The organism is Longibaculum muris, assembly GCF_004343035.1.
GTDB lineage: Bacteria > Bacillota_I > Bacilli_A > Erysipelotrichales > Coprobacillaceae > Longibaculum > Longibaculum muris.
In genome coordinates this window covers 70,794-85,778 of sequence record NZ_SMCQ01000006.1, presented here as the reverse complement: position 1 = coordinate 85,778, position 14,985 = coordinate 70,794, and the positions used below count along the sequence as shown (strand labels likewise).

General features: G+C 29.2%; 14 protein-coding genes. 10 read left to right on the top strand and 4 right to left on the bottom strand.

What is annotated here, in order from left to right; translation table 11 throughout:
- Positions 1 to 10: 10 nt before the first annotated feature.
- The 5 genes from argJ to EDD60_RS06260 all read left to right on the top strand — a co-directional run bounded on the left by argJ (position 11) and on the right by EDD60_RS06260 (position 4,550).
- Positions 11 to 1,225 (top strand): bifunctional glutamate N-acetyltransferase/amino-acid acetyltransferase ArgJ, encoded by a 1,215-nt coding sequence (gene argJ / locus EDD60_RS06280; protein WP_066446859.1) that lies wholly within the window; start codon positions 11 to 13, stop codon positions 1,223 to 1,225.
- A 14-nt stretch (positions 1,226 to 1,239) separates the two neighbouring features.
- The gene (gene argB, locus EDD60_RS06275; RefSeq protein WP_066446858.1) at positions 1,240 to 2,100 is read left to right on the top strand and encodes an acetylglutamate kinase; all 861 of its coding nucleotides are present in this window, start codon (positions 1,240 to 1,242) and stop codon (positions 2,098 to 2,100) included.
- Positions 2,101 to 2,110: 10 nt separating this feature from the next.
- Entirely contained in the window at positions 2,111 to 3,112 is a 1,002-nt protein-coding gene (gene argF / locus EDD60_RS06270) for an ornithine carbamoyltransferase (RefSeq protein WP_132226329.1), read from the top strand.
- Between the two features lie 125 nt (positions 3,113 to 3,237).
- The gene (locus EDD60_RS06265; RefSeq protein WP_132226328.1) at positions 3,238 to 4,041 is read left to right on the top strand and encodes a hypothetical protein; all 804 of its coding nucleotides are present in this window, start codon (positions 3,238 to 3,240) and stop codon (positions 4,039 to 4,041) included.
- Positions 4,042 to 4,100: 59 nt separating this feature from the next.
- Complete coding sequence (locus EDD60_RS06260; protein WP_066446854.1) at positions 4,101 to 4,550, top strand: hypothetical protein; 450 nt, start codon at positions 4,101 to 4,103, stop codon at positions 4,548 to 4,550.
- A gap of 44 nt (positions 4,551 to 4,594) precedes the next feature.
- On the opposite strand, the gene EDD60_RS06255 is transcribed toward EDD60_RS06260, so the two are convergent.
- Positions 4,595 to 5,173, bottom strand: coding sequence for a metalloprotease family protein (locus tag EDD60_RS06255; protein WP_066446847.1), 579 nt, complete (start codon positions 5,171 to 5,173; stop codon positions 4,595 to 4,597).
- A 106-nt stretch (positions 5,174 to 5,279) separates the two neighbouring features.
- The gene (locus EDD60_RS06250; RefSeq protein ID WP_066446844.1) at positions 5,280 to 6,386 is read right to left on the bottom strand and encodes a DUF362 domain-containing protein; all 1,107 of its coding nucleotides are present in this window, start codon (positions 6,384 to 6,386) and stop codon (positions 5,280 to 5,282) included.
- 174 nt (positions 6,387 to 6,560) lie between these two features.
- On the opposite strand from EDD60_RS06250, the gene EDD60_RS16075 reads away from it, so the two are divergent.
- Together EDD60_RS16075 and EDD60_RS06245 are read left to right on the top strand one after the other, a co-directional pair.
- Positions 6,561 to 6,704: a hypothetical protein gene (locus tag EDD60_RS16075; RefSeq protein WP_165973133.1), complete on the top strand. Its 144-nt coding sequence runs from the start codon at positions 6,561 to 6,563 to the stop codon at positions 6,702 to 6,704.
- A gap of 353 nt (positions 6,705 to 7,057) precedes the next feature.
- Positions 7,058 to 7,324 carry a hypothetical protein gene (locus tag EDD60_RS06245; RefSeq protein WP_066446839.1) on the top strand — a complete coding sequence of 89 codons (267 nt, stop codon included), beginning with the start codon at positions 7,058 to 7,060 and terminating at the stop codon, positions 7,322 to 7,324.
- 48 nt (positions 7,325 to 7,372) lie between these two features.
- Here EDD60_RS06245 and EDD60_RS06240 read toward each other — a convergent pair whose 3' ends face one another.
- Positions 7,373 to 8,230: a pilin gene (locus EDD60_RS06240; protein WP_132226327.1), complete on the bottom strand. Its 858-nt coding sequence runs from the start codon at positions 8,228 to 8,230 to the stop codon at positions 7,373 to 7,375.
- Between the two features lie 136 nt (positions 8,231 to 8,366).
- Here EDD60_RS06240 and EDD60_RS06235 point away from each other — a divergent pair, with 136 nt between their 5' ends.
- On the top strand, positions 8,367 to 9,485 hold the full coding sequence (locus EDD60_RS06235; RefSeq protein ID WP_066446831.1) for an aldo/keto reductase: 1,119 nt from the start codon (positions 8,367 to 8,369) through the stop codon (positions 9,483 to 9,485).
- 61 nt (positions 9,486 to 9,546) lie between these two features.
- Positions 9,547 to 10,812, top strand: coding sequence for an N-acetylmuramoyl-L-alanine amidase family protein (locus tag EDD60_RS06230; protein ID WP_132226326.1), 1,266 nt, complete (start codon positions 9,547 to 9,549; stop codon positions 10,810 to 10,812).
- 53 nt (positions 10,813 to 10,865) lie between these two features.
- Here the strand turns inward: EDD60_RS06230 and EDD60_RS06225 are convergent, their stop codons facing one another.
- Complete coding sequence (locus EDD60_RS06225; RefSeq protein WP_066446823.1) at positions 10,866 to 13,301, bottom strand: ATP-binding cassette domain-containing protein; 2,436 nt, start codon at positions 13,299 to 13,301, stop codon at positions 10,866 to 10,868.
- A 209-nt stretch (positions 13,302 to 13,510) separates the two neighbouring features.
- On the opposite strand from EDD60_RS06225, the gene EDD60_RS06220 reads away from it, so the two are divergent.
- Positions 13,511 to 14,920, top strand: coding sequence for an amidophosphoribosyltransferase (locus EDD60_RS06220; protein ID WP_066446822.1), 1,410 nt, complete (start codon positions 13,511 to 13,513; stop codon positions 14,918 to 14,920).
- Positions 14,921 to 14,985 lie beyond the last annotated feature (65 nt).

Here is a 14,985-nt window from a genome sequence, read left to right as displayed (position 1 = left end):
GGAAAAGAATATGAAAGATATACAAGGTGGAGTTTGTGCACCTTTGGGATTTAAGGCAGCAGGGATTCACTGTGGTATTAGAAAAAATAAATCAAAAAAAGATTTAGCTTTAATTGTTAGTGATGTGATGTGTCATGCAGCAAGTACTTATACTTTGAATAAAGTCAAAGGAGCACCTATTGCAGTTACAAAACAACATTTATTAAATGGTGAAGCCAAAGCTATTATTTGTAATAGTGGTAATGCCAATACATGCAATCCAAATGGTGAAGACATTGCAAATGCTGTTTGTGGACTATGTGCCAAAGAATTAGGAATTAATGAAAATGATATTATTGTCGCTTCAACAGGTGTTATTGGACAACCTTTAGATTTAGTACCATTTGAAAATCATATGAATGAACTTGTACAAGCACTTCATAGCCAAGGAAGTAGTGATGCTTGTGAAGGTATCATGACAACAGATACAGTCAAGAAAGAATATGCTGTAGAATTTGAAATTGATGGTGTCACTTGCCACATTGGTGCGATTGCTAAGGGAAGTGGAATGATTCATCCTAATATGGCAACGATGTTAGCATTCGTGACATCAGATGTGAATATTTCCAAGGAAATGTTAAATGAAGTTATTCATGAAGTTGTTGATGATACATTTAATATGGTCAGTGTAGATGGTGATACATCAACAAATGATATGTTAAGTGTCATGGCTAATGGATTAGCAAATAATAAAGAAATAGTCCAAAAAGATGAAAGTTATCATATATTTAAAGATGCTTTAATGTATATTTGTGAATTATTATCAAAAGGGATTGCTAAGGATGGAGAAGGTGCAACAAAGCTTTTGACTTGTCATGTGAATAACGCTTGTAGTCAAAAAGATGCTAAGGTTGTTGCAAAGTCAGTCATTACAAGTTCATTGTTTAAAGCAGCCATGTTTGGTAAGGATGCCAACTGGGGACGTATTTTATGTGCAATTGGATATTGTGAAGCATCATATGATGTTGATAAGATCGAAGTCACACTGGCAAGTTCTGCAGGAAGTATTCTTGTTTGTCAAAATGGTAGGGGATATCCATTTGATGAAGATCAAGCATTAAAGATATTAAGTGAAGATGAAATTGAAATCTTGATTGATTTACATGATGGAAACTATCAAGCTACAGCTTGGGGTTGTGATTTAACTTATGATTATGTAAAGATTAATGGGGATTATAGAACATAAAGGGGAAGATCATAATGGATAAAAATTCAATTGTTAAAGCAGAAATCTTGTCACAGGCTTTACCCTATATTCAAAAATATAACAATAAGATTGTTGTGATTAAATATGGTGGAAATGCTATGATTAATGAAGAACTGAAAATGAATGTCATTAATGATGTTGTTTTATTATCAGAAATTGGTGTGAAAGTGATTCTTGTGCATGGAGGAGGTCCAGAAATTAGTGGAACTCTTAAGAAAATGAATAAAGAATCAAAGTTTATTCATGGATTAAGATACACTGATGATGAAACTATTGATGTTGTTCAAATGGTTTTAGCTGGTAAAACAAATAAAGACTTAGTGAAATTGATTATGCAGAGTGGTGGCAATGCAGTTGGGATTAGTGGGATTGATAACCAATTGATTGTTGCTAAAAAACATGAATGTGAAGATGATTTAGGATATGTTGGGGATATTGATAAAATCAATCCCAATATTATTTTAGATATGTTAGAAAAAGGCTATATTCCAGTTATAGCAAGTGTTGGAACTGATGAGGAAGGTCATACTTATAATATTAATGCTGATACAGCAGCTGCAGAGATTGCTGGAGCGTTAAGTGCTGAAAATATGATTTTAGTCAGTGATATTCCAGGGTTATTATTTGATAAAGATGATGAATCAACATTGATTCCACTTGTTCATGTTTATGAAGTTAAAGGATTAGAAGATAAAGGAATTATTAGTGGTGGAATGATTCCTAAAGTTGAATGTTGTGTGAGAGCTATTCGTCAAAATGTTAAAAAAGCAGTCATTATTGATGGAAGAATCCCACATTCAATATTAATTGAAATGCTTTCTAAAGAAGGTATTGGAACAATGTTTAAAAGATAGGAGGCATGTTATGGTTAATTTAAAAGGAAGAAGTTTTTTAACATTAAAAGATTATTCAAAAGAAGAAATTAGATATTTATTAGATTTAGCACATCAATTAAAAAAAGCAAAAAAAGCAGGAAGAATTGGGAAAACATTAGAAGGTAAAAATATAGTTTTACTCTTTGAAAAAACATCAACACGTACACGTTGTGCTTTTGAAGTGGCTGCCCTTGATGAAGGTGGACATGTTACTTTCTTAAGCAATTCTCAAATGGGGAAAAAAGAATCCATTGAAGATACTGCAAAAGTTTTAGGTAGAATGTATGATGCGATTGAATTTAGAGGTTTTAAACAAGAAACAGTTGAAGATTTAATGAAATATTCAGGAGTTCCTGTTTATAATGGTTTAACAGATGTTGACCATCCAACTCAAACATTAGCTGACTTTTTAACAATTGAAGAACATTTAAATAAACCATTAAATGAAGTAAAGTTTGTCTTTACAGGTGATATTAGAAATAATGTTTGTTATGGATTGATGTATGAAGCAGCAAAAATGGGAATGCATTTTGTTTGTTTAGGACCAAAATCATTACAAATCGATCCAGAGGTTCTTGCTTATTGTCAACAAGAAGCTATGAAGTCTGGTGGTAAAATAGAAGTTTTAGATAATGTTGATGAAGCAGTGAAAGGTGCTGATGTGATTTATACTGATATCTGGGTAAGTATGGGAGAAGATGAATCTTTATACAAACCAAGAGTAGAGATGTTATCACCTTATAAAGTCACAATGGAAATGATGAAGAAAACTGGTCAGGATTCTACATTATTTATGCATTGTTTACCATCATTCCATGATTTTGAAACAGAAGTTGCAAAAGCTAAAAATGAGCAAGGTATTGATATTCGTGAAGTTGAAGATGAAGTGTTTAGATCAGAACATTCTGTGGTTTTTGATGAAGCTGAAAATAGAATGCATACGATTAAAGCCGTCATGGTAGCAACTTTAGGAAATAATATTGATTTATAAAAAAGAAGAATTAAAAAGAGTTAAAATTATTTTGTAAAAAGATATCAAGAGGAAGTAGAATTTATGAAAATCTATTTCCTTTTTCTATATTATATATATAATATATTTAAAAAGAGGAAAAGATAATGAAGAAAATAAGAATGTTTGCATATAATTTTATAAATCCTATTACTATTATTCTTTATGGAACAGGTTTATATTATTTATATAGATATAGTACTCAATTAGTGTATCATGAATTTTATGAGTTATTGGATATATTATTTATTCTACTAGGGATAGGTTTTATATTATTGATATGGTTCTTAACTAGTTTAGTACTAGCTTTTCAAGGTTATAAAGTTGAAGCAAAAATATGTAATTTAAAATATTTTAGAATAATAGGGATGGTAATTTTAATTGTTGGAGGAATAATTTTTTCTGCTAAACTTACAGATTATCATAATACTCATAAAGATACCTTTAAACAATGTGAATATACAATAGATTTACAATTAGATGAAGTTTATTCAAAAAAAGAATGGTTAGATATAGTCAATAAACAAATACAAAATATCATTCCATCAGATGAAAAAAAATATATAGATAAATCTTCATTTATACAATGTCATTCATCTGGAAGTATCGAATCTTATGATTTAAAGCTATACTATAATAAATATAAAGATAGTTATGTTCATCATTTTACCTATTCATATTCAAAACTTCATGTAAAATTATATAGAGAAGCATATGGAATGATTATAGAAAATAATGCTAGATATAACGATTTTATAAAGAGTATTGAAAAAATAACTGAACCTAAAAACAAATATGAATTATCACTTGTTAGTACACCTAATGAAATAGAACATACAAAATACTATAAAATTGATAATAATAACTACCTACAACTAAGAATAATAAATGATACTGATTTTAATAAATAATTTATGGAATAAAAATAATTCTATGATATAATTATAATATAAAGAGAGGTGAACTTATAATGAAAAAGAAAAAATTAAGTATCGTGATTGTATCTTTATTATTGATGGTAGGGGTATACGGATGTCAATCAAAGAAAGAATCAATGAATTATGAAACAGTTATTAAAGATGTTATCATGTATTCACAAGATAATCTTATTGCTATGGAAGGTAAAACACCAGAAGAAGTATTAAAAATGTATGAAGAAGCAGATAAAGATATTGATGAACGTTTTAGTCAAACTTTTACAAAGGAAGCATTAAATGATTTGAAAATAAAAGATATAACAAATATACAAGAAAAGCTTTCTCATTATACCTTACCAATTGAAATATCTAAGATAATAGTCAAAGAAGATACTACAAGTACAGTAACTGTTCAATTTATTGACCATCAAAAAAAGCATGGTGAAATGATTTTTAGAGTTCAAGATACAAACAATGAAATAAATTATTTTGAAATAGAATAATATAAAATTATTTTGTCATGTAAAAAAGCCCGGATTGGGCTTTTTTATTGGTAATAGATATTTTGTTGATTTAAACGAACGGATTTAATTTTTTTAAAATTTCTAATTAAATAAATAGCATATGATAAATCATTAATTGTTCCTAATATGATAATACAACTACATAGGCCAAATACTTTTATAAATAAGAGTTGTGTACAAGTATAATATAAATATATAGTTAATATTGCGATAGGAAGGGCAATAATGATATTTGGTAATAAAAGTAATTTTATATATGATTTTGGATTTTTTTCTTCTGTACAATAAGTCATCATCATAAATCCTTTATACCAAATTGTTACATTTTGATTTTTTGAAAATTGCATAGCATGAAGATATTCGTGAATAATCATAAGTAAAACAACGATAATAAGTCCAATAATATCACCAAATAATATATTTGAAACAGGACCTTTATATGGCCCTATTAGTAAACGTAGTCCACAGTATAAAGGAAAAAGTAGAATGCAAAAAGTAAAGAAATAATCTAAAAAATTTCTCTTTATTTTATGGTAATGTGATATATCAGCTAATTCTAATAAATTATCATTTTTCAATTTTCCTTTAAAACGAATAGCCATATTGATCCCTTCTTTCATATATATTTTATCATAGAGTAGCTGTCTTTACTATCGTTAGATATATATATAAACAGTAATTCATATTAAAATTACTGTTTTTATCATATTATTCAATTTCAATTAATTCATACTCACGTGTTCCTAAACCAATCTTTTCAGCATGTTCTAGACATGATTTCCAGTTTGTTTCAGGAGATACATCTGTAAAGTGATCATGATGATCATGACCATGTTTATCTAATAAACTATTTGCTATAGTAGGTTGTTTATTAACTGCATCAGCACATGCTTGATCTAATGCTACTGGGTCAAATGATGCGAACATTCCAACATCAGGCACAATAGCAATATCATTTTCACTATGACAATCACAGAATGGTGATACATCAATAACAAGTGAGATATGGAAACAAGGTCTACCATCAACAACAGCTTTTGCATATTCAGCAATTTTACAATTTAAAATATCATTTGCTTCATCCATGCTTGCTTGAATAGCGTCTTTAGGACAAACCCCAATACAACGACCACAACCAACACATTTGTTATGATCAATTGTTGCTTTATGATCAGTAATACTAGGTCCATCATGAGCACAGATTTTAATACATTGACCACAACCTATACATAAATCTTGATTAACTGTTGGTTTACCAGCACTATGCATTTCCATTTTACCAGCACGAGAACCACAACCCATACCAAGATTTTTAAGTGCCCCACCAAATCCTGTTAATTCATGACCCTTAAAATGGCTTAATGAAATAACTATATCAGCATCCATAATAGCTTGACCAATTTTTGCTTCTTTGACATATTCACCATTAATAGGAACAAGTTCCTCATCAGTTCCTTTTAAACCATCTGCAATAATTGTATGAACACCAGTTTGAAAAGGATTATATCCATTAGTATAAGCACTGTCTAAGTGATCCAAAGCATTTTTTCTTCCACCTACATATAAAGTATTACAATCAGTTAAAAATGCTTTTCCACCTAATTCTTTAATATAATCACAAACAACTTTAGCATAATTTGGTCTTAAATAAGCTAAATTTCCAGGTTCACCAAAATGAATCTTAACCGCAGTAAATTTATCATTAAAATCAATATCTTCAAATCCAGCTTTCCTCATTAAAAATTTTAATTTCTCAAGTAAATTCATTCTACCAGTAGCGTGCATATCACAATAATAAACTTTAGATTTTTCCATTATTTTTCCTCCTTTACCTCTCATCTAGTTCTATTTTATCACTTAGAGTTTACTTTATGTCAAGATATTTCTAAAATATGATATAATTCTCTTGATAGTAGAGTCAATCGGTAGGCGATATGTTGTTAATCTTTCTATGAGATATATAATTTTATTGTCTATAGTAGGGATATTATGGATAATAAAAAAATAGAAAAGTATATTGCATTAAAGAGAAAACAAGTAGGAATGACTCAACATAATTTAGTTGATAGTTTAGCAGTTACAAATAAAGCTATATCGAAATGGGAGACAGGTACTTGGGTACCAGGCATTTGATTATTAAAAGAATTATCAAGAGTTCTAGGGGTAACAATTGATGAAATATTAGAAGGAGAAGATTCTTTATTTACTATACATAAAGAATCGAAACACTTTTATTCATTATAGGTGAATTTGCTATTTATTCATTGCATTATTATGCAGGAAATATAAATATTATAAGAATTGATATTATATTTTTAGAGGTAATATGTATTATATTACCAATGATATGGAAAAAACTCAAAATACATTTAAGTCAAGATCAAGAATTATTAAAAAATATAGAAACTGTTCAAAATTTTATTAATGAAATACAAGATATAGCACATAATGATCAGAAATATAAATAATTCAAATCAAAAAACAATATGTTTAAAACCAATACAACATCTGCAGATTATTTTGAAATAACAAGACGAGCATATTTTGAGCAATATGCAAAACCAGATGTTTCTAGTATTAAAGTCGGTGAACAAATCACAACAATTACAGTAGAAGCAGGAACTATTGATGATTTCTTCGTTAATGTAAAATCAAAGGAAACTTATTCATCAATAATAAAATGTGATCTAGGATTACTAAAGATGTTTCAAATAATCCAATGTATTACTATACAAAATAAAAAGAGAAGATAGAATATTTTTCTTTCTTCTCTTTTCTATTGTTATAAATTTTCTGAATATTTATTTATCCAATTTCACCCAAAAATTTTTATCATCAGGATTAATAGGGACTCCATTTTCATCAAATTCTAAAGTTGCTTCTTGAACATAGGTTGTTCTATATCCAAAGTTTGCAAACTGATTGACATAGTATTGATTGTTATAATATAGCATAACAGCTAATGCATTACTTCCGGCACTTCCTTTCGTATCAGCAAGAAGAATAACAGTACCGTCTTTTGCATACATTGGTTTCCAAACTAAAGCGTTAGGGTCTCCATTATAGTTACCATCTTTTAGTGTTTTTTGTTCTTCTTCATTAAGCTTTGGATATTGACCATTATTTTGTTCTTTAAAAGCTTTTTGTAATTTATATGACCATCCAGGTTTTTTACTAGATTCACCATTGTTGTTATTTCCATTTACATCAGCTTTGATATCATTTTCCTTTTCAAGCTTATTAGCAAGTTGCATCATAGTTTGTGCGGATTTAAAATAAGAAATTTCTTCATCATCAATAATCTTATACTCATTATTTTCATAAAGAACTAATAAACCATTAGAAGCCTTATATAATATCTTTGTCACTTCTTTATTCTTAACATCTGTTTCTAAAATACTTCCACCTTTATCAACAAAATCTTCAATCCATTGATTATCAGCTTCATCTAAAGTGATCTCATCATCATGATTTTGTGAATATTTTTCAATAACTCTTTTTTGAGCGGCAGTCACAATCGCATGGCATTCTGTCAGTGCTGGAGCCTCTTGTGCAGTATTCAAATATTTTAAAACCGAAGGAACAGCAACTGCCATAAGTACAGCCAGAATAACAACAATAATCTCAATAAGAGTAAAGCCTTTTTTGTTTTTTCTCATAATATTGCTCCTCCTTTTTTACATAATATAACATTTTTGTCACAACTTTACAAATGAGACAGTTAGATTTTTTCAAAGTTTATTTCTTTTCACAAAAAATTCATTATAATAGATAGTAGAATATGGAGGGTAAAATATGGAAAAGAGAAAGTTTGATAAGTTGAATATTGAATCATCTTTGTTAGGATTTGGATGTATGAGATTTCCATTAGATGAAAATGGAAATATTAATGAGGTAGAAGCTGAAGAAATGATTGATTTAGCAATTGCTAATGGAGTGACTTATATTGATACAGCATATCCTTATCATAATGGAGATAGTGAACCATTTGTAGGTAGAGTTTTAAAAAAGTATGATAGAGAATCATTTACTCTTGCAACAAAATTACCTATTTGGAATGTAAATAGTCAACAAGAAGCAAGAGAATTGTTTGAATCACAATTAAAAAGATTAGATGTTGATTATGTTGATTTTTATTTATTACATGCTTTAGATGCAGATAAATGGAAAAAAGTTTTAGATTATCATATTATTGAAATGTGTGAAGAATTAAGAAATGAAGGAAAAATTAAATATTTAGGATTTAGTTTTCATGATGAATTTAATGTATTTGAAGAAATTATTAAATATCATCACTGGGATTTTTGCCAATTACAATTAAATTATATGGATATGGGAATCCAAGCTGGTCAAAAAGGTGTAGACTTAGCTAATGAATTAGGTGTCCCTTTGGTTGTTATGGAACCAATTAAAGGAGGATCACTAGCTACTTTACCTGAAGATGTCACACAAATGTTTAAAGATTATAATCCAGAAGTTTCACTTGCATCATGGGCTTTACGTTATGTAGGAACATTACCAGGAGTAAAAGTTATTTTAAGTGGTATGTCAACATTAGCTCAAGTGAAAGATAATTTAGAGACTTTTAAAGAATATCAGAATTTAAATGAAGAAGAATTAGCAATTGTTAAAAAAGTTTCAGATACACTTCATTCACGTATGAAAAATGGATGTACTGGTTGTGGATATTGTATGCCATGTCCATTTGGGGTTGATATTCCAAGTAACTTTAAATATTGGAATAATCGTTTTGTATATGATGATGAAAAATTATTTAAAGGGAAATATCAAAAAATGGAAGCGAAAGCAAAAGCAATCAATTGTAAAGAATGTGGAGCTTGTGAAAGAATGTGTCCACAACAATTACCAATTCGTGCTGATTTAAAACGTGTAGTAAAAGATATGGGAGAATAACGATTCTCCTTTTTGAATACATAAATTTAGTGTATGATGGTTATAAGTAAGGGGGATTTAAATGAAGAAGAAAGTTATAGAAATTGTATCTGGGATTGTTGTTGTCTGTTTATGTATTGGAGGATATTTTTATTTCGATTATCAACATCAACAAAAAATCATAGATTCTATATCTTTAGAATTTAATGATATGAATCAAGTGGAATATGGACAAGCAGTTAGTGCAGAGAGCTTTATAAAAAGTACTAATGGTGAAATTCAATATCAAGAAACGGTTGATGAGATGAAGATAGGAAAACAGACATTGAAATTCATAATTAAAAAAGAGGGATATACAAAAGAATTTACTTATGAATGTATGGTTAAAGATACAAAGGCACCAGAAATTATTTTGACAAAAACAAAAGATCAAATCAAATATGGTGGAAAGTTTGATATAACAAAATATATTAAGAGTATAAAAGATCCAGTTGATGGAGATTTGAGATATAAAAAAGAAAGTGAGGTTAAAGAAGGGGATTCTAATTATTATACATATCATAATGATATAGATACAAAAAAACCAAAAGATTATAAAATTAATATTATTGCAGTAGATAAAAATCAAAATAAAACAGAAAAAACATTAACCATAACAGTATTAAAAGAAGATAAAAGTCAACCAACCACATCTTCAACAACACCATATGTTTCAAAACCTAATAATAAAGTTATAGTCATTAATCCAGGACATCAGGCAAGAGGAAATAATGCAAAAGAAGCAATTGGGCCAGGGTCATCAAAAACCAAAGCAAAAGTGACGACAGGAGCGACAGGGATATCCTCTCATAAAACAGAATCACAAATCAATCTAGAAATCGGTTTAAAATTAAAAAGTGAATTACAGGCAAGAGGATATACAGTTGTTATGACAAGAACAAGTCAAAATGTAAATATGTCAAATCAACAAAGAGCGCAAGTTGGTAATCAGAATAATGCTGCTGCAGTTATTCATCTTCATTGTGATAGTTCAGATGATAGTCGTGTGACTGGTGCCCATACGATAGCTATTGCAAAGAATAACCCTTATTGTCCACAACTTTATGGAGCAAGCTCATCTTTGGCCCAAAAAGTAATTCAATCTTATTGTCAGGCAACAGGAATTAGAAATCGTGGAGTTTCTTATTGTAATGACTTAACTGGTTTGAATTGGAGTCAAGTTCCTGCAATTTATATTGAAATGGGATTCTTATCTCACAGTCGTGAAGATCAATCTTTAGCTTCTTCATCATTTCAACAAAAATGTGCTCAAGGAATTGCAAATGGAATAGATCAATATTTACGTTAATAAAAAGAATGGAGATATCATAGACATAACAATTTATGATAAACCCATTCTTTTTATTTTGTTAGATATTTTGCAGTTATACTGTCAGAATTTTGTAAATCAAATGGTGTTCCTTCAAAGATAATCTGTCCACCATTGTCACCACCTTCAGGACCTAAATCAATAACCCAATCACTATGTCTGATCACTTGCTGATTATGCTCAACAACAATCACACTATGTCCTTGTTCAATAAAATGATCAAGTAATTTTAAGAAATGTTCAATATCTTTAGGATGCAATCCAATTGTTGGTTCATCCATTAAATAAAGAAAACGTTGAGAATCTTGATGCATAATTAATTCTTTAGCTAATTTTAATCTTTGACATTCTCCTCCAGAAAGAGTTGTTAATGATTGCCCTAACTGTAAATAACCAAGTCCTACATCTTGTAATAATTGTAATCTCTTTAAGATTTTAGGTTCGTTTTTAAAAACATCAAAAGCTTCATCAATGGATAAATCTAAAACATCTTTAATCGAATAACCATTATATAATATCTTTAAAATCTTTTCTTGAAATTGATGTCCATGACATACAGGACATACGACTTTCGTATTAGCAAAAAATAACATATTATTTTCAACATAACCAAGTCCTTCACAATTCTCACAACGTCCACCTGCTGTATTAAAAGAAAAATACTTTGCCGATAATTTTTCACTTTTAGCTAGTTTTGTTTTTGCAAAAACATTTCTCATTTCACTATAGACTTCACTATATGTTGCAACATTGGATCTTTTCATTTTAGTAAGTGGAAGTTGATTAATTTCAACAATCTTATCAAATTGTTCTAAACCAGATATATTTGCTTTTCTTTTTGCTAGAACTTCAAAGATAAGTGTGGATTTACCTGAACCAGAAGGACCAGTGATACTGACAAGACAATTGGTAGGAATATGTACTGAAATATTTTTAAGATTGAACATACAAGCATTTTCAATTGCAATTGCTTGATGACTTTCTCTAAAGTGAGTTGGAATTGTTTCTTCTTTTAATAAATATTGTGCGGTATAGGATTGTTTGTTTTGTAAAAGTTCTTCCATTGTCCCATCAGCAACAATTTCACCACCATATTTTCCTGAACCTGGCCCCATATCAATAATATAGTCTGCTTCTTTCATAACATCTACATCATGCTCAATAACCAGAACACTATTTCCTAGTTCAACAAGATTCTTTAATATCTTAATTAATCCATAAGTATCTTTAGGATGTAAACCTGCTGTTGGTTCATCAAGAATATAAATAATTCCTGATAACTTAGAATCAAGTGTTGCTGCTAAACGTAATCTTTGTAATTCGCCTCCAGATAATGTTGTGATTTTACGATTAAGAGTTAAGTAACCTAAACCTACTTTGATATAACGACTCACTTTTGTTTCTATATCTATAATATAGTCATTTACAAAAGATAATTGCTGAGTCGTTATATTTGTTTTTAAATCACTTATCCAATTCAACAGATGTTCTAAAGAAAATTCATTAAGTTCAGGTAAACGAGTATTCATAACTGTAATATGTCGACTTAAATCATTTAATCTTTCACCATGACAATCAGGACATTCAATGACTTCAAAATAATCACCTAATTGCTTTAAGTCACCATTTTTATCAGCTAAACGTCGCCATAAAATAGGATAAATACCTTCAAACTTACCTTGTGTCGTATTTTTAGGTGGAAGGATGTCAGGATATTTTTCTTTGACTGACTTGCAATCAACACCTTCAAACAAGATAGCCTTTTGAATTTCACTCATTTGTTTTATTGGGATATTTTGTGGGATAGGGATATGATAATGTTGATAAGCTTTATAGAGAATAGATATTTGATATTGATTATATTGTTTTTCAAAATAACGAATAGCACCATCTTCTAATGACAATCTTTCATCTATAACATTCTCTTTCTTGATTGTATGAATATGCCCTAATCCTTGGCATGTAGGACAAGCACCTTCATTCGTATTAAAAGAAAAATAACTACGAGTTATCTTATCCATCTTATAACCACAATGAGGACAATACATATAAACATAAAAGTCTTGATGAAGCTTTTTGGTTTCTTCTTTACAATCAGCATTACAAATAAGTTTTCCACAATGTGGACAATATCTTACCCCAAGCTTCTCATATATCATTCTTAAATCTGTATAAATATCACTCATGGTTCCTACTGTAGAACGTGGGTTTTTGTTTTGATCTGTCTGTGCTATAACAATAGCTGGTGATGCATAAGATATACTTTCAACTTGAGGTTTATGTATACCTTGAAAAGCCATTGCTTCTAAATATTGTCTTTGACATTCATTATATAAAACATCAATCAATAATGTTGATTTTCCAGAACCAGATAAACCAGTAAAAACAACCAGTTGATTCTTAGGAATATCAATTGAAATATCTTTCAATTGACCTTCATTAGCATGTCTTATTTGAATACAGTCCATTCTCATTCCTCCCTTACCTATTTTCATTATACAATATCATGTCAGTTAGATGTTTTATAAGATGTAAAAAAAGATAAATTATTTGTTTAAGATTAAAAAAATTTAAAAAGAAAGCGTTAACTTATAAAAAATCATTGATTAATTCTAGACTTTCAAAAAGAAATAAACTAAAATAGTTGTGAAAAATGACAGAAAAAGGAGAACTATGTATGAGTGGATTTTTTGGAGTGGCATCAAAAAATGATTGTGTAATGGATTTGTTCTTTGGAATTGATTATCATTCTCATTTAGGAACAAGACGTGGTGGTATGGCAGTATATGGAAAGAATGGATTTAATCGTTCTATTCATAATATTGAAAATTCACCTTTTAGAACAAAGTTTGATAAGGATGTAGAAGAATTTGAAGGAAATATTGGAATTGGATGTATTTCTGATAATGAGGCACAACCTTTATTAGTCAATTCTCATTTAGGTTCTTTTGCAATTACAACTGTTGGAAGAATTAACAATTTAGAGGAATTAAAAGATCAATGTTTTGAATATGGAAATACTCATTTCTTAGAAATGAGTGGGGGAGTTATTAATCCAACTGAATTAGTCGCAGCTTTAATGAATCAAAAGGGTTCAATTGTTGAAGGGATTAAACATGTTCAAGATGTTGTTAAGGGATCAATGAGTATTCTTATTATGACAAAAGATGGAATCTATTGTGCAAGAGATAAATATGGAAGAACACCAGTTATCATTGGTACAAAAGATGATGCAACTTGTGTGACTTTTGAAAGTTCAGCTTTCTTAAACTTAGGATATCATCATGAAAGAGATTTAGGTCCTGGTGAAATTGTCTTTATAACTCATGATTATATTAAACAGGAACAAAAACTTTTTGAAAAGATGAAAATATGTTCATTCTTATGGGTTTATTATGGATACCCAACTTCTACATATGAAGGTGTCAATGTTGAAGTTATGCGTAATCGTTGTGGAGAGTTACTAGCAAAACGTGATGATGTAACTCCAGATAGCGTTGCCGGTGTTCCTGATTCAGGAATTGCTCATGCAGTCGGGTATGCAAATCAATCAGGTATTCCATTTGCTAGACCATTTATAAAATATACCCCAACTTGGCCTCGTTCATTTATGCCTTCAAGTCAAGGTCAAAGAAACTTAATTGCTAAGATGAAATTAATTCCAGTTCAAGAATTAATTAAAGATAAGAGTTTATTATTAATTGATGATTCTATTGTAAGAGGAACACAATTAAGAGAAACAACAGAATTTTTATATGATTCAGGTGCAAAAGAAGTTCATGTTAGACCAGCATGTCCACCAATCTTATTTGGATGTAAATATCTTAACTTCTCTCGTTCAAGTTCAGAAATGGATTTAATCACAAGAAGGGTTATTCGTGATTTAGAAGGAACTGAAAATCCAAGTCAAGAATTATTGAAAGAATATGCAAATCCAGATAGTCCTAAATATCAAGCGATGTTAGAAGAAATCCGTAGAAGATTAAAATTCACTTCTTTAAGATATCATCGTTTGGATGATATGATTGAATCTATTGGTTTAAAACCATGTGATTTATGTACATATTGTTTTAGTGGTGAAGAATAAAATTAATAATTTATAAAAATGAGTTGGCATTTATAATGTCAACTCATTTCATTTACTTATATTTT